This is a genomic window from Bradyrhizobium sediminis (assembly GCF_018736085.1).
Classification (GTDB): domain Bacteria; phylum Pseudomonadota; class Alphaproteobacteria; order Rhizobiales; family Xanthobacteraceae; genus Bradyrhizobium; species Bradyrhizobium sediminis.
The window spans coordinates 5,259,778-5,283,700 of sequence record NZ_CP076134.1 but is presented as its reverse complement, the minus strand read 5'-3'; the positions used below and the strand labels follow the sequence as shown (position 1 = coordinate 5,283,700).

The window sequence follows — 23,923 nt, the reverse complement described above, 5'->3', positions numbered from 1 at the left end:
GAGTTGGATCAGGCTCAAGGCCGGCAAGAATGATATCGGCACAATCTGCCCGAGGGGTCCCATGGAAACGCTGATGCTTCCGTTCTCGCCGCGCTTCATCGTCCTGACGATCTGCGCCGTCGTCACGGCCTTGCTGCTCACGATCGGGATCGTGGATGCCAATACCAAGGTGTGGGAACTGATCATGGTGCCGATCCTGATTTTCGGCGCCCTCACTTTGCTCGGCCTACGCGATCTCACGCAGAAGAACCATGCGGTTTTGCGCAATTATCCGATCTCGGCGCATATCCGCTTCCTGCTCGAAGAGATCAGGCCGGAGATGCGGCAGTATTTCTTCGAGAGCGAGAAGGACGGCATGCCCTTCAGCCGCGACACCCGCGCGGTGGTCTATCAGCGCGCCAAAATGGAGCTCGACAAGCGGCCGTTCGGCACCCAGGAGGATGTCTATCGCGAGGGCTACGAATGGATGCATCATTCGATGTCGCCCAAGACCCATGCCAGCGAGAAATTCCGTGTCACCATCGGCGGCCCCGATTGCGCCAAGCCCTATTCGGCTTCCGTCTTCAATATTTCCGCGATGAGCTTCGGCGCGCTCAGCCCGAACGCAGTGCGCGCGCTGAATGCCGGGGCCAAGAAGGGCGGCTTCGCCCACGATACCGGCGAGGGCGGCGTCAGTCCCTATCACCGCGAAAATGGCGGCGACATCATCTGGGAGATCGGCTCAGGCTATTTCGGTTGCCGCAACCGCGACGGCAGTTTCAACCCCGAATTATTCGCCAGCGTCGCGGGCGAAGACCAGATCAAGATGGTCGAACTCAAGATCAGCCAGGGCGCCAAGCCCGGGCATGGCGGCGTGCTGCCGGCGGCCAAGGTCTCGGAGGAGATTTCCAAGATCCGGGGCGTGGCGATGGACGAGGATTGCGTCTCGCCGGCGTCGCACCGTGCGTTTTCGACGCCGCTTCAGATGATGGCGTTCATCGCCGAGATGCGCCGGCTGTCCGGCGGCAAGCCGGCCGGATTCAAGTTGTGCATCGGCCATCCCTGGGAATTCCTCGCGATCTGCAAGGCGATGCTGCAGTCCGGAATTTATCCCGACTTCATCGTGGTTGACGGCAATGAAGGCGGCACCGGCGCAGCACCGCTGGAATTCATGGATCATCTGGGTACGCCGATGCGCGAGGGCGTCAACTTCGTCCATAACGCGCTGATCGGCATCAACGCGCGCGACCGCATCAGGATCGGCGCCTCCGGCAAGATCGCCACCGCCTTCGACATGGCGCGCGCCATGGCGATCGGCGCCGACTGGTGCAATTCGGCGCGCGGCTTCATGTTCTCGCTGGGCTGCATCCAGTCGCTGAGCTGTCATACCGACCGCTGTCCGACCGGCGTTGCCACCCAGGATCCCACGCGCAACCGCGCGCTGGTGGTGCCGCACAAGATCGAGCGGGTGTACAATTATCATCATGCGACGCTGCATGCGCTGGCGGAGCTGCTTGCCGCCGCGGGTCTCGAACATCCAAGGGATTTGCGGCCGATCCATTTCTCGAAGCGATCGTCCGCCACCGAGGTACTGTCATTCGCGCAACTTTATCCGTCGCTTCGCCCGGGCGAGTTGATCGACGGCACCAGCGATCCGCGCTTCCGCAACGCCTGGGCCGTGGCGCGGGCGGAATCCTTTGCGCCGGCGGGGTAGAGGCGGCGCTGAGCGCCGTCATTCCGGGGCGCGCGTCGGCGCGAACCCGGAATCTCGTGCTGACAACTTCTGGATTCCGGGTTCGATTGCTTCGCAAGCGCCCCGGAATGACGAGTAAACTGGCCTCAGAACTCGCCGTGGAAGCGACCCGAGAAGATGTGGACCGGCCCGCGGTCGGCATTATAGGCGGGGTTGGTGATGAGCTGGTAGTCGGCGGTCAGCGTGAGCTGTTTGTTGAGCGCGTAGGCGTAGTAGGTTTCGAGGATACGCTCGCGCCGGTAGTTGAGCGCGCCGTCGCCGATCAGCACGCCGAGCCCGCCGGCGGCGATGAAATCGCGGTGATCCCGGGACAGCGCGTTGATGGCGCCGCCGATCCCGATCACGTCATCGGGCCGGCCCCATTTGGCGCCCTTGATCGAAAGGCCGAGCGACAGCGAGGCATCGATATCGGTGAACGCCATGATCTCGGTCTTGCCGTCGTTCCAACTCCAGCGCCCGAACAATCCGACCTGGTCGTTCAAGGCCTGTTCCATGCTGACGACGTAGCCGTATTTGATGCGGCCCCTGCGGGTCTGCGCGATGTCGAGATCGAACGCCGGATTGTTCAAGGTCTCGCGGTAGCTGCCGGAATTGGCGCTGTTGAACCAGGCGATGGTGCGCAGTTTTCCTGGCTGCGAAAACAGCGAATAGCGCGTCTCCAGTTCGATCGCATAGGTTCCGCGCTCGAACACTTTGGTGTCGAAGCTGTTGGCGTTGGATACCGACTGCATCAGGAAATAGCCTGCGCGCAGCGCCCATTGCTTCTGATTCAACTCCGCGGTGGCGCCGTAGGTCAGCCCGACCTTGTCGGCCGAATAATCGAACGCGCCGGGCGCCCACATCGACCAGTTCATGAAGTCCTTGCGGGTATCCTTGGCGTAGGAGTTGCCGTCGAAGACATCCAGGACCGCGAACTTGCCGGCCTGCAGCGTCAGCCGCGAAACATCGACCTTGCCGGCGAGCTGGCCGGGTGCGCTCGCCAGTTCCTCCTGCTCGCCGCCAAAGCCAAACGTCTGGCGCAGGAACAGCCGCGAGGTGTTGTAATGCGGGTAGGGGAAATTGGATTTTTGCGCTTCGCCGTTGGGAAAGCCCGCGGCGCCGACGGTGTTGTTCAAGCCGAAGCCCTGCAGCAGTTCGGGGTTGTAATAGACCTCGCCGCCTTCCCACAGCCGGGCGTTCAGATACAGACCATTGCTCCAGGTCGCCTGCGCCTGAGGCGCCGGCGTAAAACTGTTGGTTCCGGTATAGGGCGCGCGAAAGCGCGGATAGCCTTGCGGCAGATAAGTCGTCTGACCGTGGATTTCCCACCGATCGGATTCCGGATCGCTCAGCGACGTCTTCGGCGAGAAATGGGGCGATCCCGGCCAGTCGATCTTGCGGTTGAGGCCGACGCGGATCGACTGGAAATCCAGGGTCGAGGAATATTGCGTGCCTGACGGAAACCGGATGTTGGCATCCTCGAACCGATTATAGAGATATTCGAGCTTCAGGCTCCAGTGCGGCGCGAAGGCATATTCGACTCCGGCGCCGGCGGCCCAGCCGAGCCGGAGGTTCAGGTGCTTTTCCCTGTCGCCGATCGGAGGCGTGTTGCTGAAGCTCTCGCCGGCATAGGCCAAGCCGCCGGTGGCATAGAGCAGCCAGTGGCCGGAAGCGTAACCGAGGCGGCCGCGCACTGTTCCGACATAGTCCAGATGCTCGACGATTTCGGACTGCGGCGTCGCCAGCACGGCGACGATCGAATCCGAGATGAGGTAATTCGGAGAGGTGAGATCGGCTTCGACGCCGAACAAGAGTCCGGACGGCAGCCGAACATTGTAGCCGGCCTGAACGCCGCCGATCATGCCGGCGCTGGCGCTGTTGGTTGCGGTGGCGTTGAGCAAGGGATCGGTGAGGACCGCGCTGGCCGGGGCGCGGCCGTAGCCGGCATGCGCGCCGATATAAAGCCCGGTCCAGTCGAACGCCGACTGAACGGTCGGCGCCTTGCGCGGCAAGCTGGCGTCGGCAGCGACGGCTGCGCCATCGAACGCAAGCAGGCTCAGCGTGATGCCGGCGAATGCGCGCTTCCGGAATCGGACGATGCGGATCATCGCGTGGCTTCCGGCGCGCACATGGTTGCGGAACTCTTCGTCACTAATGTCATGCGTCGCGCTGCCCCCAGCAAATCCAAGTTCTCGCTGCAGCCGTCCGGATTTGCCGCCCTGTGGGGTCAAAAAACCAGATCGTCCCAGCCGTCGTCCACTGCTGAGAGCTTTATTGCAAGTAATTCGCAATCGCAAGAAGCAACGGAATCCGGTTCCAAATATCACATCGCATAGTGACGTGCCTGCAACACAATGAAACCGTTCCAGTTTCAAGGAATTCCAGCTTCAAAAAGTTGACCCGCCCGGGGGGACAACCGGGCGGGTCGGAGTGCGGCATGGGGTGGATGAGGCGCCCATGCCGGACGCAGAATCCACAATCAGGGCGTTTTCGGGCGAAGCGGTTCGGGAAACCGCGACAATCCACTCAAGTCGAACATCAGAAGTTGCAGGTGCGAACGCGGCCCATGTAGTTGCCGTAGACGTCGAACTGGCGCACCCAGCCGCAGCGGCGATAGCCGTCGTAGTAGTAGCCATTGCTGGAAGCGGCGATGGCGCTGCCAACGACCGCGGCGCCGAGCAGGCCGGCTCCGATGCCCCAGCCGAGCGGCTTGGCCTGGGCCGGGGAGGCGGTGGACGCAACGGTGCCGGTAACGGCAAGGGTAGCGAGGGCGAGGGCGGCGATTCTGGTCTTGATCGACATGAGAAACTCCATCCGGTTGAACGCGGCACCGTTTTGGTCCGCATGGCCAGTTGGACGGAGGCTCCCCGAATCTGGTTCGAACCGGCTCCATTAACTCCAGGTAATGTTCAATGGTTCGTGATTACAACAGGTTAGTCCGGAGATCAGGGCTTCGGGCCGGTCCCGAGCGTCGCCGGATCGAACTTGTCGACATCGCCGAGCAACTCGCAGAAGGCGCGCGCGCCGTGATCGAGCAGGCGTTCGCCCTTCGCCGCGGTGGCCAAGGTCGCATCGCCAGCGGCGCCGCTGGGGTGCAGGTCCTGGGCCTGCCACGCGAACGGCACCGGCCGGTGCGCCGAAAGCCAGCGGTATTCTCTTTCCATTGCGATGCTGGCGGGCCGGAAATCGGCGATCGCGTCTTTGCGCACATGCTGCGGATAACGCGCCAGCATGATCGAGGTCTCGACCGCGCCGCCATGGATGCCGTGGCGCAACTCTTCCGCCGAGAACAATCCCTCCGGCGTGCCGAAGCGCGACCAACTCGTGGTCACCGCGAGAAGCCCGTGATGCGCGCGCAGATCCTGCGCGACCAGACTCATCGCGGCGCTGTTGCCGCCATGGCTCGTGACCATCACCAGCTTTCTCAAGCCCGCGCGCGCCACGCTCTCGCCGAGCGCCATCCAGCTCCTGAGCGCAACCTCGGTCGGCAGCGTCAGCGTGCCCGGATAGTGGATATGTTCGGTGGAAATCCCGACCGGCTGAATGGGCAAGAACGTCGCCGGAATAGTGTCCGGCAGCAGTTCGCGCACCCGCGCCAGATAGGCCTCGCCGATCATGACGTCGGTCTCGACGGGCAGATGCGGGCCGTGCTGCTCGGTCGCCGCCAGCGGCAGCACCGCGATCCACCGCGCCGCCTCGGCCGGGGAAATCTCGGGCCAGCGGATCTCGGCCCAGTCGCGGGGAGGAAGCAGGGAAGTCATCGAGCCAAGCGTTTCTTTGAGCCGATTTGCGAGGTAGTTTGCCAGGGAGTTTGGTATCCATCCCGGGGACGCCATCGCGTCCATCCATCCCATCATGGGCCAGAACGATCGACGGAGTCCAACCATGAAGCCGGCCTTTTTGCCGCGAGCGTTAACCGCAGCCCTCACGGCCCTGTTTGCGGCGACCGCACCGGCGTCTGCCCAGCCCAGCCTGGACAAGGTCTCGTTCGGAACCAACTGGGTGGCCGAGGCCGAGCATGGCGGGTTCTTCCAGGCGCTCGCCGATGGCACCTACAGGAAATACGGCCTCGACGTCACCATCGTGCCGGGCGGACCCAACGACAACAACCGCATGCTGCTGATCTCGGGCAAGCTCGATTTCTTCATGGCCGCCAACACGCTGATGTCGTTCGACGCGGTCGCCAACCATGTGCCGGTCGTGACGGTCGCCGCCATCTTCCAGAAGGACCCGCAGGTCTTCCTCACCCATCCCGATTCGAAGGTGACGAAACTCGAGGACCTCAAGCCGCTGACGCTGTTCGTCTCCAAGGAGGGGATCTCGAGCTATTTCCAGTGGCTGAAGACCGAATACGGGTTCAGCGAGGACAAAGTCAGGCCCTACACCTTCAACTCGCAGCCGTTCATCGCCAACCGGCTGAGCGCGATGCAGGGCTATGTCACCTCCGAGCCCTTCGCGGTGGAAAAGGCCGCCAAATTCAAGCCGGGCGTGATCCTGCTGGCGGATTATGGCTTCAACACCTACTCGACCCTGATCGAGACGCGGGCCGATCTCATCGACAAGAAGCCGGATATGGTGCAGCGCTTCGTCGATGCCTCCATTATCGGTTGGTACAATTATCTGTACGGCGACAACGCGCCCGGCAACGCGATGATCAAGAAGCTCAATCCGGAAATGACAGACGAGCTGCTGGCCTACTCCGTCGCGAAGATGAAGGAACACGGCATCGTCGATTCCGGCGACGCGCTGAAGGACGGCATCGGCGCCATGAGCGATGCGCGCATCGGCAGCTTCTTCGACAAGATGGTGCGGGCCGGCGTGGTGCGCCGCGACATCGACTTCCGCAAGGCCTATACGCTGCGCTTTACCAACAAAGGCGTCGGCCTCAATCTGCGGCCGAAGAACTAGCGCGCGATGGCCGAGCCCGCCGCCTTGCCCGGATTCGAAACCCTGCGCGCCGGCCTCGCGGTGAGCCTGCGCGGTGTCACCAAGGTCTATGACAGCGGCGTCGCCGCGCTCGGGCCGCTCGACCTCGACGTGCGCAAGGGCGAGTTCGTGTCGCTGCTCGGTCCGTCCGGCTGCGGAAAATCGACGGCGCTGCGGCTGATCGCGGGCCTCGGGGCGCCAACCTCCGGCACTGTCGGCGTCGCGCCATCCGCAAGCGGGACCGGCGCCGGGCATTCCATCGGCTTCGTGTTCCAGGAGCCGACGCTGATGCCGTGGGCGACGGTGCGGGAGAATGTGCGGCTGCCGCTGAAATTGTCCCACGCACAGCCGGCGGAAGCGAATACGCGAATCGGCGAGGCGCTGACCCAGGTGGGGTTGACCGAGTTTGCGGGCGCCTACCCGCGCGAATTGTCCGGCGGCATGAAGATGCGGGTTTCGCTGGCGCGCGCTTTGGTCACCGATCCGGATATCCTGCTGATGGATGAACCGTTCGCCGCGCTCGACGAGATCACCCGGTTCCGGCTCAACAACGACCTGCTCGCGCTGTGGCGCAATCTGCGCAAGACCGTCATCTTCGTCACCCATTCGGTGTTCGAGTCGGTCTACCTGTCGCAACGGGTGATCGTGATGACGGCGCGCCCCGGACGGATCGGCGCGGAGTTTCGCATCGACGCGCCGGAGCCGCGGGATGAGGATTTTCGCACCTCCGCCGGTTATGCCGGCTATTGCCGCAAGGTTTCCAACGCGCTGGCGCCGTCCTATTCGGGGCAGTCCGGCTGATGAGCATCCCGCAAACACCGCCGCTGGCCGCGGGGCAGGGCACGGCGGAGCGCCGCGCCCTCTATCTCGCGCGCATCCTGCTTCCCGTGGTCGTGCTGGCGGCCGGCATCGCGATCTGGGAGTTCGTGGTGTGGCTCAACGATATTCCGCCCTATGTGCTGCCGGCGCCAACGGCGGTGTTCCAGACCCTGGTCAAGGACTGGGCGGTGCTGTCGCAATCGCTTCTGACCACGCTTCTGACCACGCTCGAGGGCTTCATTGCCGCAGCCGTCGGCGGCATCGCGCTGGCGCTGCTGTTCAATCAGTCGAAGTGGCTGGAATATTCGCTGTTTCCCTATGCGGTGATCCTGCAGGTGACGCCGGTGATCGCGATCGCGCCGCTGCTTTTGATCTATCTGCCGCAGCAGACTGCGGTGGTCGCCTGCGCCTGGATCGTCGGATTCTTTCCGGTGCTGTCCAACACCACGCTCGGGCTGAACTCGGTGGATCGCAATCTGGCCGGCCTGTTTCAACTTTACGGCGCATCGCGGTTGCAGACGCTGCGCTATCTCAAATTGCCGGCCGCATTGCCGTTCATCCTCGGCGGATTGCGGATCGCGGGTGGGCTGTCGCTGATCGGCGCGGTGGTCGCCGAAATCGCGGCGGGTTCCGCCGGCGCCGGCTCCGGCCTCGCCTACCGAATCGCGGAATCCGGCTATCGCCTCAACATTCCCCGGATGTTTGCCGCACTTCTGTTGCTCTCTGCCGCCGGGATTGTCATTTATGGGCTGCTGGCGCTAACGTCGCATCTGGTGCTGCGGCGCTGGCACGAGAGTGCGCTTGGAAAGGAAAACTGATGGCTGCGGGTAATATTTCGTCGGAGAAGATCGATCTGCTGGTCTATGGGCCGGGCAGGCCCATCATCCAGAACGGCTTTTCCGATCAGTTCGTCCTGCATTCGGCCGAGACCAAGCACGACCTCGAGCGGCTGGCGGGCATGGCGGAGAAGATCCGCGGCATCGCCGTGACCTACCACACCGTGCACGCCGACCGAAGCGCGCTGGCGCTGTTTCCGAAGCTCGAGATCATAGCTTCCTTCGGCGTCGGTTATGATCATGTCGATTCCGCTTACGCCCGCGAGCACAACATCGTCGTCACCAACACGCCCGATGTGCTGACCGAGGAGGTCGCCGACGTCGCGATGGGACTTCTGATCGCGACGCTGCGCGAGTTCGTCAAGGCCGACCGCTATCTGCGCTCCGGCCTCTGGACCACCCAGAATTATCCCTTGAGCGTCGGCTCGCTGCGCGACCGCAAGGTCGGTATCGTCGGCATGGGCCGGATCGGCCAGGCGATCGGTCGCCGTCTCGACGCCTCGCGCGTTCCCGTCGTCTATCATTCGCGCAAGCCCGCCGAGGGCGTGTCGTACAAGCACTATCCCGACCTGATCGAGATGGCGAAGACGGTGGATACGCTTGTAGTGATCGTCCCGGGAGGGGCTGCGACCGCCAACCTGATCAATGCCGATGTGCTGAAGGCGCTGGGGCCGCGCGGCGTCGTCATCAACGTGGCGCGGGGCTCCGTCGTCGACGAGCCGGCTTTGATATCGGCGTTGAAGTCGGGGACCATCCTGGCCGCGGGGTTGGATGTGTTCGCCAAGGAACCGGCGGTGCCGGACGAGCTGCGCGCCATGCAAAATGTCGTGTTGTTGCCACACATCGGCTCGGCTTCGGTGGTAACGCGAAACGCGATGGATCAGCTGGTAGTCGACAATCTCAAGGCCTGGTTCGCTGGCAAGCCGCCGCTGACGCCGGTCGCGGAAACGCCGGTGAAGGGCCGCTGATGTCCGCAGGTCGCCCTGGCATCGGGTTGCCGGCGCTTGTGGCGTTGCTTGCTTTGCCGGTTTCTTTGGCGTCGCCCGCGTGGTCGCAGGATTCCGCCACCTTGAAAAAGGAAATGGTCGGCCAGTGGGAGCTCTCGACCACCGAACGCAGCAAGACCTGCGTCGTCACGCTGAAGGGCGATGCCACGCCGCAGGGCTTGAAGCTTGAGCTGGAGCCCGGCTGCGCGGCGGCGCTGCCCTTCACCAGGGACATCACCGCCTGGAACGTCAGGGGACTGGATATCGTGCGGCTGCAGGACGCCGCCGGACAGCCGGTGATCGACTTCACCGAAGTCGAGAGCGGGATCTTCGAGGGGCTGAGACAGGGCGAAGGCATCTACATCCTGCAAAACCTCGCTGCCGCGCGTTCGCTGGCCAAATCGATGGACCAGATGATCGGCGACTGGTCGATGGTTCGCGGCAATGGTGTGGCGATCTGCGGCCTGACGCTGACCAACACCGAGGCGAGCCCTGACAATTTCCAGGTATTTCTCAAACCGAAATGCGATCCCGCGATCGCGGCCTTCGCGCCCACGCAATGGCGGCTCGATCGCGGCCAGATGATATTGATGTCAGCCAAAGGCGATACCTGGCAGTTCGAGGCCGATGACAATGCGCAATGGCGGCGGGTGCCCGACAGCGCCGACCCCCTGATCATGCTGCGGCAGTAATTAGCGTGGTCGAATGCCGGGCTTTCCAAGTTCGGGGAATATGAACTCAATGCCTGCCTGGGCCAAAGTGCGTTCGATGACCTCCAAAGCCGCCTCGGCTGAATTTATTGGTCCATCGACTTGCTCGTAGCGACGAATCGTCGTTGGAGAAATGGCAGCCTTCTCGGCGAGGTCCTTCACGGATAGTGCAAGCATCCCTCGTGCGGCTCGTATTTGAGCGCCAGTCAATTGCTTCGGTCTCGCCGAGTTCGGGGAATACCGCTTCTCGATTTCAATGTCGGTAGACAGGCCGATCAATTCCAGCGGCTCCCCGCGGCGGCTGAATATCTGGACGATAATCGTGCGCGCCCATCGATATGAGTTGTCGCGCTGACGAATCCGATGCTCAAATCTGTACGGATTCCGCGAAAGGGCCGCCTGACGCCACAGCTCCTCGACCAAGGATTTCTCATCCGGATGAACAAAGTCCGTCCAATGCTCGGATTGGCGGCCCATGGGCCGTTCCGCAATCGTGTCATCGGGTCTCAATACCTTGGTGATGTTGCCGCTCTTGTCTCCGAACCATACGATCCCCTGGGCGGCCCGGATCAGAGCATCATAGCGGCCGCTTGCGATATCCAGCGACTGAAGCAATTCGTGCCGCTTGGTCACGTCGAAGGAGACGCCGATCGACCGAACCGGATGGCCATCGGAATCGAGCAGCAATTCGGAACGTGTCGCTATCCAGCGAATGCGCCCGTTCGGGCGAATGATGCGGAACTCCCACTCGGCCGGCAGGCCTTCGTTGAGGGTCCGGCTGACGGCCTCGGAGGGAGGGCGGTCATCCGGATGGACCATTTGCGAGAGAACGCTAGAGGACGGCTTGATCGAATCCGGTTCAATGCCGAGCAAGGAAAAGAAGCCGTGAGACCATTCCATGTCGCCGGTCGCGAGATCCCAGCTCCAGATGCCGGCATGAAGTTTTTCCTCGATGAAACGAAGCGTTTCCCGTTCGCCAAGATCTCCGTCGAATAATATTAGCATTTGATGTCCAGGACCGGCTGCGCGATTTCGCTAACGCTCCTGATTCCTGTCTATTGTCGGCTCGAGTGGATCGAATCCTGATGGGTTTGCCGGTTGCGGCCAGATGCCGCGGATATCGGGGGATCACCCGATAGCATCGACTGGGGCTTGACCGCCTGATGCCTGACAACTGGATCGCAGCTCGGCGCAAAAATTTAATGGCTGTCTTTGCCGTCCCAACCATAAAACAGCTAATTCCGATGCAACCGGTCATCTTAACATTGGTTATCGCTGAAATTTTCATCGATCAACCAATCACGCGGTTAATTCTTCATTGACGCACGCGTAACGTGTTCAGAGTTCAATTGAATCCAGTTCGAATCAAAGAAAGCGGGCTGTCGGAGACCAGTTGCACTTGCAAGTAAGTTGCAAACCTGTCGCCGCGCTCAGTCAAAGGCGGAGAATTACATGCGGATGTTTTTTCGAGTTTCCCGAGGGGCCCACAAATGAGCGGCGGAAGCACGATCCAGGAGCGGCTCCGTTTCAACATGATAGACCAGGCGACGATCGCCATATTGCGCGAGGCGAAGCCATTCATTCTTTCCGAGCTGCCTCTGATCCTGGATGCGTTTTACGATCACGTCGGAAAATTCGCCGAGACCGCCAAATTCTTCAGGAACCGCGACCATATGATGCACGCCAAGAAAATGCAGATGCAGCATTGGGCGATCATCATGGATGCCCGCTTTGACGAAGCGTATGAATCCTCGGTCACCGAGATAGGCGAAGCCCACAACAAGCTCGGCCTCGAGCCGCGCTGGTATATCGGCGGCTACAACGCGCTGGTGTCGGGGCTGGTCAACGCGATAGCGGACCATATGCCTGTCCAGAGGTTCGATCGCAAAGGGGCCAGGAAGAAGGCGAACCTGCAGACGGCTGTCATCAAGGCGGCCATGCTCGATATGGATATTGCGATCGCCGTTTACACCGAGGCTGGCCGCCGCGACCGGCGTTCGATCCTGGAGCGTTTGGCCTCCGATTTCGAAAAGACGATCGGCGGCGTCGTCAACATCGTGGCATCGGCGGCCACCGAATTGCAGACGGCGGCACAGACCCTGACCTCTTCGGCGAATGAGGCCGCCACACAGTCCGTGGCGGTCGATGCGGCGTCGAAGGACGCCTCGTCCAACGTTCAGTCGGTGGCCGCGGCGACAGAACAATTGACCGGGTCGATTCGGGAGATATCCCGGCAGGTCAATGAATCCGCGCGCACCTCGAGCGAAGCAGCGCGCGATGCGGATCAGACCGCCGAAAAAATGCGTCGCCTCTCGGAAGGCGCACAGAGAATTGGCACCGTGATCGACCTGATCAACAACATTGCAGGGCAGACAAATCTGCTGGCCCTCAATGCGACGATCGAAGCGGCGCGCGCCGGCGAAGCCGGGCGCGGCTTTGCCGTGGTGGCCGCGGAAGTGAAGTCGCTCGCCGAGCAAACCGCAAAGGCAACCGCGGAAATCGCCGGACAGGTGGGGGACATACAGGGTGCGACGGCGGAATCGGTGGATGCCATCGGAACGATTACGGGCGTCATCAAGACCATGAACGACATTTCGACCGCGATTGCTGCTGCCGTCGAGCAGCAGGGGTCTGCGACGAACGAGATTTCCCGCAGCGTTCAACTCGCCGCAAAGAGCACCGGTGAGGTTTCGGTCAACATCTCCAGAATCACCCAGTCGTCGGGAGAAACGGGTGCCGCTGCCTCCCAGGTCCTGACGGCCGCATCGGAACTTTCCTGTCAATCCGAACAGCTGCGCGCGGAAGTAGACAAGTTCCTCGTGACGGTGAGGGCCGCGTAGAACGGCTATGGAAGTGCCGGGACAGGCCGTGGCGGAACGGATCGACCGGCCTTTGCTGCAAGGCTCTCAAAGCTCAAATTGAGAGCGATGGCTTTGGCGCGTCGCGCGTCTGGCTGAACAAGCACAGATTGAGCATCCGGTCGTCGGAATGGGATACCGGGCGCCGGGCCCGGCGGGGCCCCGTTACGGTCAAATTTTTCCGCAAGCCATGTCGATCTGGCCCGGGCCGGATCGTCCACTCCATAGCGAGACAGTTTTGCGGGCTTGGGGCCCGCGGCTCGCCTCAGAAGGAGTTCTCAACATGCGTTTCATGTCTCTCGTCACCTCCGCCCACACCGGGATGCCGACGCCGGAACTGATGGAGGCGATGGGCAAGCTTGCCGATCGCGAGATCAAGGCCGGCCGTATGATCGACATGGGCGGGCTGATGCCGCTCGCCGCAGGCGCGCAGGTGCGGATCAGGGACGGCGAGCTCAGCGTGGTCGACGGACCTTTCGTCGAGGCCAAGGAAGTGATCGGCGGCTACGCGATCTTCGAATTCCGCAACAAGGAGGAGGCGCTGGCCTCGGCGGTGGAGTTCATGCAGCTGCACAAGCAGCACATGCCGGGTTGGGAAGGGACCTGCGAGGTCCGCGCGATGGCCGGGCCGGACGAGACAGGGTGCCAGGCCCAGGTCGACGTAGCCGCCCACGCCTGATGCGAGGGGCCGACAAATCCAGCCGGCGGCCATGGCGGCCGCCGGCATCGACGACATGGTGTTCCGGATCCGGCCGTTCGATGAAGCCGAGGTGATTTCACGGCGGCTGATGCACATCGACTATGGCGTCTACGTCAGGTCCGGCAGCGCCTTTCGCCCGCGCCAGGGCGACGGCAAGGGAACGCCGCTGATCACGATGGACACCGCGTTCGGCGGCATGGCGGACGCGGTCTGGCTGAAACGGATCCTGCCGAACGCGCATGTCGTATCTCGCAGCAACAATCGCGATGTACAGGCAAGGCTATGCGCCGCAGGTACAGGCCTCGCGGTCCTGCCGCGGCCGCTCGGCGATGCGCTCGCCGGCGTGGAGCGGATCGATCTCGGCGAAGAGCCGCCGGGCCGCGACACCTATGTCGGCTATCACCGAGACCTCAAGCGGCTGGCGCGGTTGCGCGCGCTGCTGGGCCTCGTGATCGAACGGCTGGCGGATTGAATGGCATGCGCTGCGGGCGTTGCGCGCAAGCGCACGAGATGGTCCCGTTTTGATACTCATAATCGCAAACTTCCTTTTGCTTCCATAGGTTCCCGGCCGCATGATAGTCTCCATGTCGATCCGGTCATCGGAAAGCGCGATGACAAGCCGTCGAACTGGAGTCCGCTTGCTGTTTCCGACCGACCTCACCTCGTTCCTCGAACTCATCCGCCAACACGGCGATGCGGCCTATAGCCTGATGTTCGCGTGGGCAGCTTCGCACAGCCTGTTGCTCACGGTGTTCGCGGGCTACGCTGCGCACGCAGGCGCGCTGAGTTTCGGCACTCTCATCATGGTCTGCTGGGTCGGCAGTTTTGCCGGCGACGTCATCCGGTTCTGGATCGGGCGGCGTTTCGGCACCCGCTGGCTTGGGTCCTTCCCCAGGCTCGAGCGCGCCGTCCAGACGACGGCCCGGCTGGCTGACCGTCACTACGTCTGGATGATCCTGTTCCATCGCTACCCGCACGGCATTCGCGGCGTCGCGGGCATTGCCTATGGGATATCGCAGCTGCCCTGGTCGACCTTCCTGGCGCTCAATTTCGCCGCGGCGGGCCTGTGGTCGTGCGCGATCGTCTCGGTTGGCTATGCCTTCGGCCAGGTCTCGGAGAAGGTTATGAGCGACGCCTCTTCGGGCCTCGGCTTCGCGATGCTGGTCGCGTTCCTCGGCGTCTCCTGGATAGTGAGCAGAAAGCTCGAGCGTGCCGTCGAGCAGACCTGACGCGGGGACGCAAGTTCTCCCCGCCATTGAAGTGATCGCCACGGATCGGCGCGATCAAATCAGCTTGAGGCCCTTCAATCTCACATGCCCGTTCCTGTGTGGTCGTGCACGGAAATCCGCGTTGTATTGACAATGTGGATACGATCGCCAATATTTGGCTCATGGCAAAGGATCGCTCCACATCGTCGGACAGACTGGACGCCGGAACCGTAACGGTTGCGGAGCGTCCTTCGGCTGCGGATACGAAGGGAAGCATCAATTTGCGCATCGAGACCCATACCCGCCAGCTTATCGACGACGCGGCTGCCGTCCTGGGCAAGACGCGCACCGAGTTCATGATCGACAGTGCCCGGAAGGTCGCGATCGATGTACTTCTCGATCAGCGCTTGTTCGTGCTCGATCCGGAGCGATACGACGCTTTTGTCCATGCGCTCGATAATCCCCCGGCGCCGGGGCCTAAGTTGCGATCTCTGTTGCGTCGAGCCCCGGCATGGGGAAAATAACTCCCACTCCGCAGAGCCGACAAACGAAGCTTTCGGCGCCCGTTCCTTTGACGGCGGACCACGATCTTTCCGATTTCGACTGCGGTGAGCCTGCTTTGAATGACTGGCTAAAGCAGCGCGCTCTCAAGAATGAGAGCCGGTTCTCCCGCACCTATGTCGTTTGCGATGGCAACCGGGGCGTGGCCTATTTCTGCATTTCCGCCGGGGCTGTTGAGCGGGCGTCCGCTCCGGGCAAGGTGCGGCGCAATGCACCTGATACGATTCCGATTTCCGTAATCGGGCGTCTGGCGGTCAGCCGTGATTACGCGGGCCGCGGGCTTGGGGCCGATTTGTTATCGGATGCGCTTCGCCGCATCGCGGTCGCTTCCCAGAGTATCGGCATCGGCGCCGTGCTCGTACATGCCAAGGACGATGCGGCGAAGAGCTTCTATATGGCCTGCGCAGAATTTATCGAGTATCCAGCCGACAGCCGCACACTGTTTCTTCCTATCGAGACAGTGATCGCTGCCTTCGGTTGACTCGCCATCAACAAACGAATGCGCAGAGGATTTCGAGCGCAAAAGATCAGGGGAGGCCCGATGGGCGACGCAAGCCCGCCAATTTTTTCGTCGTCACCTCTCAAATCAGCCGCATCCCCTTCAAACTCGCATGTCCGTTCTTGCCGACGATGATGTGGTCATGGACGGAGATCCCGAGCGGCGCGGCGATGTCGACGATCGCTTTCGTCATCTGGATGTCGGCCTGCGACGGCGTCGGATCGCCGGAGGGGTGGTTGTGCACCAGGATGATGGCGGTGGCGGACAATTCCAGCGCGCGCTTGATCACCTCGCGCGGATAGACCGGGGTGTGGTCGACGGTGCCGGTCTGCTGCACCTCGTCCGCGATCAGCTGGTTGCGCTTGTCGAGGAACAGGATGCGGAACTGCTCCTTGTCGGCGAACGCCATGGCGGTGCGGCAATAGTCGATCACGTCGTTCCATGACGACAGCGCGGTGCGCTGCTTCAGCTCGCCCCTGGCGACGCGGTGTGCCGCCGCCGCGATCAGCTTGAGTTGATTGATCGAGGCATCGCCGATGCCGTCGACTTCCCGCAACCGTGTCGCCGGCGCATGGATGACTTCGGCGAACGAGCCGAATTTCCTGAGCAGCGATTTGGCGAGTGGCTTGGTATCGCGCCGGGGCAAGGCAGCGAACAGCGCCAGTTCGAGCAATTCATAGTCGCTCAGCGCATCGGGTCCGGCGCTGTGAAAGCGCTCGCGCAGCCGGGTCCGGTGGCCGTGGTAATGCGGCGTCTCGGCGGGTCCGGGCTGATCTTGCTCGTCGCTGGGTTTTGCGGCCATCGGCGCAAACATGCCGTGCCGGTCAGGTTTTGCAACCAAGAAGTGTTGCGGGGCGGTCGGACCCGCCGGAAATCTACGCCGCGACCGGCGGCTTTTCGGCGTGGCGTTCCGACAGCGTGAAGATCTCGACGCCGGTGGCCGTCACGCCGACCGAATGCTCGAACTGCGCCGACAGCGAGCGGTCGCGGGTCACCGCGGTCCAGCCGTCGGACAGGATCTTCACATGCGGCTTGCCGAGATTGATCATCGGCTCGATGGTGAAGAACATGCCGGGCTTCAGCGGTACGCCTTCGCCGGGCCGGCCGACATGAATGATGTTCGGCTCGTCGTGGAACATGCGCCCGAGGCCGTGGCCGCAGAAGTCGCGCACCACGCTCATGCCCTGCGGCTCGACGAAGCTCTGGATGGCATGGCCGATGTCGCCGGTGGTGGCGCCCGGCTTCACCGCGGCGATGCCGCGCATCATCGCCTCATAGGTCACCTCGATCAGCCGCTCGGCCTTGCGGGAGATCGGGCCGATCGCATACATCCGGCTGGAATCGCCGTACCAGCCCTCGACGATGAAGGTCACGTCGATGTTGATGATGTCGCCTTCCTTCAGCACCCGGTCGCCGGGCATGCCGTGGCAGACCACATGGTTGATCGAGGTGCAGGTCGAATAGCGGTAGCCGCGATACATCAAAGTGGCGGGAAAGGCGCCATGGCGGAAGGCGAAGTCGCGGACGAATTCGTCGATGACGGAGGTCGGAATTCCCGGCTTGACGATGTCGGTCAGTTCGTCGAGGCACTTGGCGACCAGTGCGCCTGCCTTGCGCATGCCTGCGAACCCGCTCTGCCCATGCAGCTTGATCTGTCCGGTTTTGCGCAAGGAGGTATCTGTCGCTTCGATGTAGCTCATGGGGCGGATCGTCTTGGCGGGAGGTGATTTGAGGCTCTAATCTAGTGATCGGGGCGACCGGTCGCAAGCGCAGGTTGGGCCTCAACGGGTCGGAACCTCGACCGTGGTCTCGACCGGCAGCGCGCCGCCGCGGACGCGGATTTCGCGCACCGGGTAGGGCACGCGGATGCCCTCGCGCTTGAAGGCGTCCCACAGCGCCAGCATCACCTCGCTCTTCACATTGTCCATGCCCTCGGGGTCGGCGATCCAGAAGGTCAGGGAGAACTTCATCCCGTGCTCGGCGAATTCGGTCAGAATGCAGTTCGGCGGCTTGCTCTTGATGGCGCGCGGGGCAGCCGCGGCGATATCGATCGCGAGCTTGCAGACCAGCCGGGGATCGGCGTCGTAGTTGGTGCCGAAACTGACCTTCACCAGCGTGTTCTTGTCGGTATAGGTCCAGTTGACGACTTTCTGCGTCACCAGGTCCTCGTTCGGAATCAGGAATTCGCGGCCGTCGCCGGCGGCGACTGAAATATAGCGCGTCTTCATCGCGCTGATGCGTCCCGAACTGTCGCCGATGGTGACGAGATCGCCCGGCTTCACCGACTTGTCCGCCAAAAGGATGATGCCCGAGATGAAGTTGGCGACGATCTTCTGCAGGCCGATACCGATACCGACGCCGACCGCGCCGGAGAACACCGCCAGCGCCGAGAGGTTGATGCCGACCGCGCTGAGTGCGATCGCGATCGCGACCACCATCAGCCCCATCCGGATCATCTTGACCAGCAGCACCTGGATCGACGGGGTCAGGTCGGCCGAGCGGTTGATCCGGCTTTCGACGAAATTGCTGGCGATGTTGGTCAGCCACAGCGCCAGGATCAGCAGCGCACCGAGCTTGATCAGCACTAGCGGCGTCAGCCTGAGGTCGCCGAGCACGATCGAAACCGAGTCCAGCGCGTCGATCGCCGGTCCGAGCTGGCCGATGATGCTGAGCGCTGCGATCGCCCATGCCGACAGCGATACCAGCCGGACGATGAAGGCGTTGCGGATCACCGAGGTAATCAGCCGGATGATCAGCCAGGCGAGCGCGAGCTTGGCGGCGACCGCCAGCAGATAGCTGCGGCTCGGCCAGGTCGACGCCAGCATGACGATGCGCGCCAGCGTCATCAGCGCCGCGAATACCGCCGTCGGCGCGCTGCCGACCAGCACGCGCATGAACAGCCGGAACGGTGCCGGCCAGCCCATGGCAACCGAGGTGACGTCGACCCTGGAACGGACGGCCGCGCCGGCGGCGTAGGCGATCCCCGCGGCGGCCAGAATCAGCCCCAGCTGCAGATAGAACCACGGCGAGGTGACCTCCGCGCCGACCGAACGCGCCGCGGATTGCAGGAATTCGGTGATCTCGTTCAGGTCCATCGTCAAAATCTCATCGCAGGCAGATCGGGAGCAAACTTGATTCGAATAACCGGCAGATTCCCATAATGGCGGCGCCGGCGCCATCGATACGACACCCCGGTGAAGTCAATTAAGGCCGGAAAATCGGGTACATCGCGCCTCCCGACAGAAATGGGTTGGCGTCCAACTGTGGCGACGATAAGGATGCAAGTGCAAGTATTTGCGCGCATTTCCGGAGGTTCATGGCTTCTCTCGACCAGGTCAGCATAGCCATTCTGCTTGGCGCGGTTCTGGTGATGGCCGGCATCCTGTCGAGCCTGCTCGCGCTGCGCTTCGGCGCGCCCTTGCTGCTGGTATTTCTGTTCATCGGCATGCTGGCCGGCGATTCCGGCCCCGGCCAAGTGCGGTTCGACGACGTGCGCTCCACCTATCTGGTGGGATCGGTGGCGCTGGCCCTGATCCTGTTCGATGGCGGCCTGCGAACCCGGTTTCAAAGCATCCGCGCGGTGCTGGTGCCGTCGATGGTGCTGGCGACCATCGGCGTGCTGCTGACGGCGCTGATTACCGCGCCGATCGCCAAATATGTGCTCGATCTGAACTGGACCGAGGCGCTCCTGGTCGGCGCCGTGGTGGCCTCGACCGATGCCGCGGCGGTGTTCCTGCTGGTGCATGCGCAGGGCTTGCGCCTGCGGCCCCGCGTCGGCGCGACGCTGGAGGCCGAATCCGGCACCAACGATCCGTTCGCGGTGTTTCTGACCTTGATGGTGGTCGAACTGATTTCGATCGGCGAAAGCTCGGCCTTGCATGTGGCGCTGGAATTCGCCCGCGAACTCGTGCTCGGCACCATCGTCGGCGTGGTCGGCGGCCGGCTCGTGGTGCTGGCGCTCAATCGCGTCGCGCTGCCGCAGGGCCTGCATGCGCCGTTCGTCGCCACCGCCGCGCTGGTGGTCTTCGGGGCGGCCCAGATCGCGCACGCTTCCGGGTTTCTCGCGGTCTACCTCGCCGGCATCATCGTCGGCAACCGGCCGACCCGGGCGCATAATTCGGTGGTGACCTTCCTCGACGCCGCGACCTGGCTGGCGCAGATCGTGATGTTCGTGCTGCTCGGCCTGCTGGTCTCGCCGCAGCGACTGGTGGACAGCATCGCTCCGGCCGTGATCGTGGCGTTCGCGCTGATGCTTCTGGCGCGGCCGATCGCGGTGTTTCTGTGTCTGGCGCCGTTCCGCTTCAACTGGCGGGAAAAGCTCTTCATCGCCTGGACCGGCCTGCGCGGCGCGGTCGCGATCTTCCTGGCCTCGATCCCGATGCTGGTCGGACTGTCGAAGGCCTATCTCTATTTCGACGTCGCTTTCGTCGTCGTCATCATCTCGCTGCTGCTGCAAGGCTGGACGCTGGCGCCCGCCGCGCGTCGGCTGCATGTGGCGCTGCCGCGTTCCGATCGCGGGCCGCGGCGGGTCGAGCTCGATCTGCCCGGGCAGTTGGAGCAGCAACTGGTTGGTTATTCCGTCCGCTCCAAGAGCCTGTATTTCCGGCGCGGCCTCATTCCATCCTGGTCGAAGCCGACGCTGGTGATCCGCGACCAGCGCATCCTGTCGCCCGCGGAAGCCGATCCGGTCGCGCCGGGCGACTACATCTATCTGCTGGCGCCGCCGCAAAAGGCCGAAGCGCTCGACCGATTCTTCGTCGATATGCAGCCGAGTTCGGAACCCGATCCGCATCTGCTCGGCGACTTCATGGTTTCGGGGGAACACACGCTCGGCGAGCTTGCCGAGATCTACGGCGTGGCGGTGGGTGACGAGCAGGCGAAACTGACGCTGGCCGATTATTTTGACATTCATCTCGACCATGCGCCGAAGGAAGGGGCGACGCTCGAGCTCGACTCCATCGTCCTGGTGGCGCGCAGCATCTCGGGCGGCAGGGTCAGCGTCGTAGGCCTTCGCTTGCCCGAAGAGGAGGAAGAGCCCGCGGCCCTGACGCGGATGGCGTCCCTGAAGCGCAGGCTGTCGGAAATGTGGTCGTCGGTGGCCGGGATTTGAAGCGTTGCCGCACTCAAGAGCAACAGGTCAATCAACGCTATTTCTATCATTCTGGAAATATCGTTGACGCTGCACGGAATCGCACCTATTTTGCCGGCCATGAAAATCGATGACGCTGTCGCACGCCCTCGACACAGGGGCTGCTGCTGCGATGATTCCGGGACCGCCGACGTTTCGGCTTGCCGTGTTGCCGATGAAGCCGCCAGCCAAGCGGGCGCTGTCGGCCGTGGTCGTTCATGAAGGATGCCAGCACCGGCTATGCCGGAACGTCCGGTTCGCTGCCCGTCATCCTCGCGCTGGGCACGACGCAAACCATAGCATGGGCGTCGAGCTATTATCTTCCGGCGATACTCGCAGCACCAATCGCGCGCGATCTCGGCCTGGTGCCGACCTTCGTGTTCGGCGCGCTGTCGGGCGCGCTGGTGATCGCGGGACTATTGGGGCCGCGCGTCGGCCACGCCATCGATACCTTCGGCGGGCGCGGCCTGCTCGCCATCTCGAACGGCATCCTCGCGGCCGGACTGTTGCTGCTGTCCCTTGCCAACGGCGCCTTCGGACTGATCGCGGCCTGGGTCGTCATTGGCGTCGGCATGGGCATGGGGCTTTATGAGGCGGCGTTTGCGAGCCTGACCCGGATCTACGGGACCGCCGCGCGCCGGCCGATCACGGGCATCACGCTGATCGCGGGCTTTGCCAGCACCGTCGGCTGGCCGCTGACGACATGGCTCGACGTCGAGCTTGGCTGGCGCGCCACCTGTCAGGTGTGGGCGCTCATTCATCTCATTCTTGCGCTGCCGCTCAATTTCGTTCTGCCGCGGGTCAATCCCCTGCAGCCGGTCAAGGCCGAGGCAGAAGCTCCTGCGGTGACCAAGCGCAGCGAGGCCTTCACGATGACCGCGCTGGCTTATGTGTTCGCAGCGACCGGTTTCGTCAGTTCGGGGCTCTCGGCGGTGCTGCCGACCATGCTGGTGCAGTTCGGGGCGACGCCGGCAGCGGCATTGTTCGCAGGTACGCTGGTCGGGCCGGCGCAGGTCGCCGCGCGCATGGTCGAGGCAGGCTGGCTCGCGCGCTACCACCCGCTGGTTTCGGCCAGGCTCGCCACGCTGATGACCCCGGTCGGCGTCATCGCGCTTGCCCTCGGCGGACCGCTGCTGGCGCCCGTCTTTGCGGCGTTCTATGGCGCGGGCAATGGCATCCTCACGATCGCGCGCGGCACCCTGCCGCTGGCGCTGTTCGGGCCGCAAGGTTTCGGCCGCCGGGTCGGGGTGCTTTCGCTGCCGGCGCGCGCGACCGGCGCGCTTGCGCCGCTCGCGGTCGGCCTGATGGTGGAGCATATCGGCACCGGCGCGCTCTGGATCAGCGCGCTCGCCTCGGTTTCGGCATTCGGCGTGCTGCTGCTGCTGCGATCGGGCCGCGCGGCATAGCTCCGGCAGCTATCGACAAGAACAGGCAGCGATCACGTCGCTCGCATCGCTTTGTTCATCAGGATGCTGCCGCCATTGTGCGGGAGTCTCGGGTGCGGCGGAATCTCGGCGACGCCGACCTCGACGAAGCCTCTCACCTTGTAGAATTTCAATGCGGTCAAATTGTCGGCCCATACGTGCAGGCTCAGGCGGTCATAACCGGCTTCCGTCGTGCGTGTTTCGGCCCAATCGAGCAATCTTGCCCCGATGCCTGAACCGCGATGTGCGTCGCTGACGGCCAGGCTGTTCAGGAACATGCTGCCCCAGTCCTGCAGTTCCAGCATCGGCCGGACGTGGTCATGGCGCTCGGAGCCAAGCAGCACATAATTGTCTTCCTTCAGCAAATCGGCAGGAAAGACATTGGCGGCGGCGACGATCGCGCCGTCGTCGCCGAGGGATGCAACGCAGCAATTGCGGTACGAGACGGGATAGCGTTCGCTGCCGATGCCGGCCGACAACATATCCACTGCCGTCACGAACGGGATCAGATCGTCGAACAGGAATTCATAGAGGCCGCCGCCGGCGAGGCACATGTAGCGCGCGAGCTCGCCGCTGTCGTCGGGGCGGGCCATGCGGTAGGTGATCTGAACCGGCATTTCCTGGGTGACTTTCGGAAGGCTGGCAGCGATGCTGGGGCCTGCCCAAAGCAGGTGCGTGATTTCTGCAATTTTTCACAATTCGATGCAACCGTGCCTCTCCCGTTGCTATAACAGCCATTGGCTTCAATACGGCGAATGCCGGGGCTGGGAGGACGCATGGCCGAGAATTTTCACGACAATGAGGGTCGCCAGCGCTTCGAGTTCGACGTCGCGGGCCATATCGCCTTTGTCACCTATCGCAAATCGCCCGGCGCCATCACGCTGGTCCATACCGAGGTGCCGCCGGAACTGGGCGGGCGGGGAATTGGCTCGAAGCTCGGACGCGCGACCCTCGACGCGGTACGGGCGCAGGGGCGTAAACTCACCGTCGAATGCGATTTCATCCGCTCCTACATCGACAAGCATCCCGAATACAGCGATCTCCTGGCTCCCGGCGCGAAAGAGAAGCCGGTTGCCGCCATCCACAAGGCCGGTTGCTTTTGCGGCGCGGTCGAGATCGAGGTCGCGGGCAAGCCGGCCTTCGCGGGCTATTGCCATTGCCGCGACTGCCAGGCCTGGTCTGCCGCGCCGATCAACGCCTTCAGCCTGTGGCCTTCGAGCAGCGTGCGGATCGTCAAAGGCGAGGCCGATATCGGTACCTTCCACAAGACCGAAAATTCCTATCGCAAATACTGCAAGGTCTGCGGCGGGCATGTCATGACGGAGCACCCCCGCATGCGGCTGATCGATGTCTATGCCAATCTATTGCAGGGCTTTACGCATCAACCGACGCTGCACGCCAATTACGGGAGCAAGATGGTCTCCGTGAAGGACGGGCTGCCGAAGTTCAAAGATCTCCCCGCCGAACTCGGCGGCTCCGGCGAGACCCTGCCTGACTAGAGCGTTTTCAAGCGAAGTGGATACCGGTTCGCGTGAAGAAAACGCGTCAAAACAAAAA

Annotated in this window: 22 protein-coding genes and 1 pseudogene; 15 read left to right on the top strand and 8 right to left on the bottom strand. The window is 63.0% G+C overall.

Annotated elements, in window-relative coordinates:
- Positions 1-61 precede the first annotated feature (61 nt).
- Positions 62-1,693: an FMN-binding glutamate synthase family protein gene (locus KMZ29_RS25335; RefSeq protein ID WP_215621727.1), complete on the top strand. Its 1,632-nt coding sequence runs from the start codon at positions 62-64 to the stop codon at positions 1,691-1,693.
- A gap of 125 nt (positions 1,694-1,818) precedes the next feature.
- Here the strand turns inward: KMZ29_RS25335 and KMZ29_RS25330 are convergent, their stop codons facing one another.
- The 3 genes from KMZ29_RS25330 to KMZ29_RS25320 form a co-directional block, all read right to left on the bottom strand.
- On the bottom strand, positions 1,819-3,819 hold the full coding sequence (locus KMZ29_RS25330) for a carbohydrate porin (protein WP_215621726.1): 2,001 nt from the start codon (positions 3,817-3,819) through the stop codon (positions 1,819-1,821).
- 430 nt (positions 3,820-4,249) lie between these two features.
- The gene (locus KMZ29_RS25325) at positions 4,250-4,513 is read right to left on the bottom strand and encodes a hypothetical protein (protein WP_215621725.1); all 264 of its coding nucleotides are present in this window, start codon (positions 4,511-4,513) and stop codon (positions 4,250-4,252) included.
- Between the two features lie 143 nt (positions 4,514-4,656).
- Positions 4,657-5,472: a creatininase family protein gene (locus tag KMZ29_RS25320; protein ID WP_215621724.1), complete on the bottom strand. Its 816-nt coding sequence runs from the start codon at positions 5,470-5,472 to the stop codon at positions 4,657-4,659.
- 124 nt (positions 5,473-5,596) lie between these two features.
- Here KMZ29_RS25320 and KMZ29_RS25315 point away from each other — a divergent pair, with 124 nt between their 5' ends.
- The 5 genes from KMZ29_RS25315 to KMZ29_RS25295 are packed head-to-tail and all read left to right on the top strand — an operon-like array spanning position 5,597 to position 9,970.
- On the top strand, positions 5,597-6,619 hold the full coding sequence (locus KMZ29_RS25315; RefSeq protein ID WP_215621723.1) for an ABC transporter substrate-binding protein: 1,023 nt from the start codon (positions 5,597-5,599) through the stop codon (positions 6,617-6,619).
- A gap of 6 nt (positions 6,620-6,625) precedes the next feature.
- Positions 6,626-7,438, top strand: coding sequence for an ABC transporter ATP-binding protein (locus KMZ29_RS25310; RefSeq protein ID WP_215621722.1), 813 nt, complete (start codon positions 6,626-6,628; stop codon positions 7,436-7,438).
- A complete protein-coding gene (locus KMZ29_RS25305) occupies positions 7,438-8,274 on the top strand; it encodes an ABC transporter permease (protein WP_215621721.1) in 837 nt (278 codons plus the stop codon). Before KMZ29_RS25310 ends, KMZ29_RS25305 begins: the two co-directional genes overlap by 1 nt.
- On the top strand, positions 8,274-9,260 hold the full coding sequence (locus KMZ29_RS25300) for a 2-hydroxyacid dehydrogenase (protein ID WP_215621720.1): 987 nt from the start codon (positions 8,274-8,276) through the stop codon (positions 9,258-9,260). Before KMZ29_RS25305 ends, KMZ29_RS25300 begins: the two co-directional genes overlap by 1 nt.
- A complete protein-coding gene (locus KMZ29_RS25295) occupies positions 9,260-9,970 on the top strand; it encodes an AprI/Inh family metalloprotease inhibitor (RefSeq protein WP_215621719.1) in 711 nt (236 codons plus the stop codon). Before KMZ29_RS25300 ends, KMZ29_RS25295 begins: the two co-directional genes overlap by 1 nt.
- Here the strand turns inward: KMZ29_RS25295 and KMZ29_RS25290 are convergent, their stop codons facing one another.
- A complete protein-coding gene (locus tag KMZ29_RS25290) occupies positions 9,971-10,993 on the bottom strand; it encodes a PAS domain-containing protein (RefSeq protein WP_215621718.1) in 1,023 nt (340 codons plus the stop codon). It abuts the gene before it with no gap.
- 554 nt (positions 10,994-11,547) lie between these two features.
- On the opposite strand from KMZ29_RS25290, the gene KMZ29_RS25285 reads away from it, so the two are divergent.
- The 6 genes and pseudogenes from KMZ29_RS25285 (at position 11,548) to KMZ29_RS25260 (ending at position 15,796) form a co-directional block, all read left to right on the top strand.
- Positions 11,548-12,828, top strand: a complete 1,281-nt coding sequence (locus KMZ29_RS25285) for a protoglobin domain-containing protein (protein WP_369810050.1) — start codon at positions 11,548-11,550, stop codon at positions 12,826-12,828.
- A 301-nt stretch (positions 12,829-13,129) separates the two neighbouring features.
- Positions 13,130-13,525 (top strand): YciI family protein, encoded by a 396-nt coding sequence (locus KMZ29_RS25280; protein WP_215621716.1) that lies wholly within the window; start codon positions 13,130-13,132, stop codon positions 13,523-13,525.
- 52 nt (positions 13,526-13,577) lie between these two features.
- Positions 13,578-14,018, top strand: a pseudogene (locus KMZ29_RS25275) (LysR substrate-binding domain-containing protein); the annotation flags it as partial.
- Between the two features lie 166 nt (positions 14,019-14,184).
- Positions 14,185-14,775: a DedA family protein gene (locus KMZ29_RS25270; RefSeq protein WP_215621714.1), complete on the top strand. Its 591-nt coding sequence runs from the start codon at positions 14,185-14,187 to the stop codon at positions 14,773-14,775.
- Between the two features lie 161 nt (positions 14,776-14,936).
- Positions 14,937-15,278, top strand: coding sequence for a type II toxin-antitoxin system TacA family antitoxin (locus KMZ29_RS25265; RefSeq protein WP_215624409.1), 342 nt, complete (start codon positions 14,937-14,939; stop codon positions 15,276-15,278).
- On the top strand, positions 15,266-15,796 hold the full coding sequence (locus KMZ29_RS25260) for a GNAT family N-acetyltransferase (RefSeq protein ID WP_215621713.1): 531 nt from the start codon (positions 15,266-15,268) through the stop codon (positions 15,794-15,796). Before KMZ29_RS25265 ends, KMZ29_RS25260 begins: the two co-directional genes overlap by 13 nt.
- A gap of 100 nt (positions 15,797-15,896) precedes the next feature.
- Here the strand turns inward: KMZ29_RS25260 and radC are convergent, their stop codons facing one another.
- From radC to KMZ29_RS25245, 3 genes are all read right to left on the bottom strand, one after another.
- Complete coding sequence (gene radC, locus KMZ29_RS25255) at positions 15,897-16,616, bottom strand: RadC family protein (protein ID WP_215624408.1); 720 nt, start codon at positions 16,614-16,616, stop codon at positions 15,897-15,899.
- A gap of 73 nt (positions 16,617-16,689) precedes the next feature.
- Positions 16,690-17,514 (bottom strand): type I methionyl aminopeptidase, encoded by an 825-nt coding sequence (gene map, locus KMZ29_RS25250; RefSeq protein ID WP_215621712.1) that lies wholly within the window; start codon positions 17,512-17,514, stop codon positions 16,690-16,692.
- An 81-nt stretch (positions 17,515-17,595) separates the two neighbouring features.
- A complete protein-coding gene (locus tag KMZ29_RS25245) occupies positions 17,596-18,909 on the bottom strand; it encodes a mechanosensitive ion channel family protein (protein ID WP_369810049.1) in 1,314 nt (437 codons plus the stop codon).
- A gap of 221 nt (positions 18,910-19,130) precedes the next feature.
- On the opposite strand from KMZ29_RS25245, the gene KMZ29_RS25240 reads away from it, so the two are divergent.
- Together KMZ29_RS25240 and KMZ29_RS25235 are read left to right on the top strand one after the other, a co-directional pair.
- Entirely contained in the window at positions 19,131-20,924 is a 1,794-nt protein-coding gene (locus KMZ29_RS25240; protein WP_215621710.1) for a potassium/proton antiporter, read from the top strand.
- A gap of 236 nt (positions 20,925-21,160) precedes the next feature.
- The gene (locus KMZ29_RS25235) at positions 21,161-22,348 is read left to right on the top strand and encodes an MFS transporter (protein ID WP_215621709.1); all 1,188 of its coding nucleotides are present in this window, start codon (positions 21,161-21,163) and stop codon (positions 22,346-22,348) included.
- Positions 22,349-22,380: 32 nt separating this feature from the next.
- Here the strand turns inward: KMZ29_RS25235 and KMZ29_RS25230 are convergent, their stop codons facing one another.
- Positions 22,381-22,983 (bottom strand): GNAT family N-acetyltransferase, encoded by a 603-nt coding sequence (locus tag KMZ29_RS25230; protein WP_215621708.1) that lies wholly within the window; start codon positions 22,981-22,983, stop codon positions 22,381-22,383.
- A 159-nt stretch (positions 22,984-23,142) separates the two neighbouring features.
- Here KMZ29_RS25230 and KMZ29_RS27045 point away from each other — a divergent pair, with 159 nt between their 5' ends.
- Positions 23,143-23,865: an N-acetyltransferase gene (locus KMZ29_RS27045; RefSeq protein WP_369810048.1), complete on the top strand. Its 723-nt coding sequence runs from the start codon at positions 23,143-23,145 to the stop codon at positions 23,863-23,865.
- Positions 23,866-23,923 lie beyond the last annotated feature (58 nt).

Bases quoted from the DNA above. Each gene is read 5' to 3' on its own strand.
- KMZ29_RS25335 (WP_215621727.1), top strand. From the start codon at position 62: ATGGAAACGCTGATGCTTCCGTTCTCGCCGCGCTTCATCGTCCTGACG.
- KMZ29_RS25330 (WP_215621726.1), bottom strand. From the start codon at position 3,819: ATGATCCGCATCGTCCGATTCCGGAAGCGCGCATTCGCCGGCATCACG.
- KMZ29_RS25325 (WP_215621725.1), bottom strand. From the start codon at position 4,513: ATGTCGATCAAGACCAGAATCGCCGCCCTCGCCCTCGCTACCCTTGCC.
- KMZ29_RS25320 (WP_215621724.1), bottom strand. From the start codon at position 5,472: ATGACTTCCCTGCTTCCTCCCCGCGACTGGGCCGAGATCCGCTGGCCC.
- KMZ29_RS25315 (WP_215621723.1), top strand. From the start codon at position 5,597: ATGAAGCCGGCCTTTTTGCCGCGAGCGTTAACCGCAGCCCTCACGGCC.
- KMZ29_RS25310 (WP_215621722.1), top strand. From the start codon at position 6,626: ATGGCCGAGCCCGCCGCCTTGCCCGGATTCGAAACCCTGCGCGCCGGC.
- KMZ29_RS25305 (WP_215621721.1), top strand. From the start codon at position 7,438: ATGAGCATCCCGCAAACACCGCCGCTGGCCGCGGGGCAGGGCACGGCG.
- KMZ29_RS25300 (WP_215621720.1), top strand. From the start codon at position 8,274: ATGGCTGCGGGTAATATTTCGTCGGAGAAGATCGATCTGCTGGTCTAT.
- KMZ29_RS25295 (WP_215621719.1), top strand. From the start codon at position 9,260: ATGTCCGCAGGTCGCCCTGGCATCGGGTTGCCGGCGCTTGTGGCGTTG.
- KMZ29_RS25290 (WP_215621718.1), bottom strand. From the start codon at position 10,993: ATGCTAATATTATTCGACGGAGATCTTGGCGAACGGGAAACGCTTCGT.
- KMZ29_RS25280 (WP_215621716.1), top strand. From the start codon at position 13,130: ATGCGTTTCATGTCTCTCGTCACCTCCGCCCACACCGGGATGCCGACG.
- KMZ29_RS25265 (WP_215624409.1), top strand. From the start codon at position 14,937: ATGGCAAAGGATCGCTCCACATCGTCGGACAGACTGGACGCCGGAACC.
- KMZ29_RS25260 (WP_215621713.1), top strand. From the start codon at position 15,266: ATGGGGAAAATAACTCCCACTCCGCAGAGCCGACAAACGAAGCTTTCG.
- radC (WP_215624408.1), bottom strand. From the start codon at position 16,616: ATGGCCGCAAAACCCAGCGACGAGCAAGATCAGCCCGGACCCGCCGAG.
- map (WP_215621712.1), bottom strand. From the start codon at position 17,514: ATGAGCTACATCGAAGCGACAGATACCTCCTTGCGCAAAACCGGACAG.
- KMZ29_RS25245 (WP_369810049.1), bottom strand. From the start codon at position 18,909: ATGGACCTGAACGAGATCACCGAATTCCTGCAATCCGCGGCGCGTTCG.
- KMZ29_RS25240 (WP_215621710.1), top strand. From the start codon at position 19,131: ATGGCTTCTCTCGACCAGGTCAGCATAGCCATTCTGCTTGGCGCGGTT.
- KMZ29_RS25235 (WP_215621709.1), top strand. From the start codon at position 21,161: ATGAAGGATGCCAGCACCGGCTATGCCGGAACGTCCGGTTCGCTGCCC.
- KMZ29_RS25230 (WP_215621708.1), bottom strand. From the start codon at position 22,983: ATGCCGGTTCAGATCACCTACCGCATGGCCCGCCCCGACGACAGCGGC.
- KMZ29_RS27045 (WP_369810048.1), top strand. From the start codon at position 23,143: ATGGCCGAGAATTTTCACGACAATGAGGGTCGCCAGCGCTTCGAGTTC.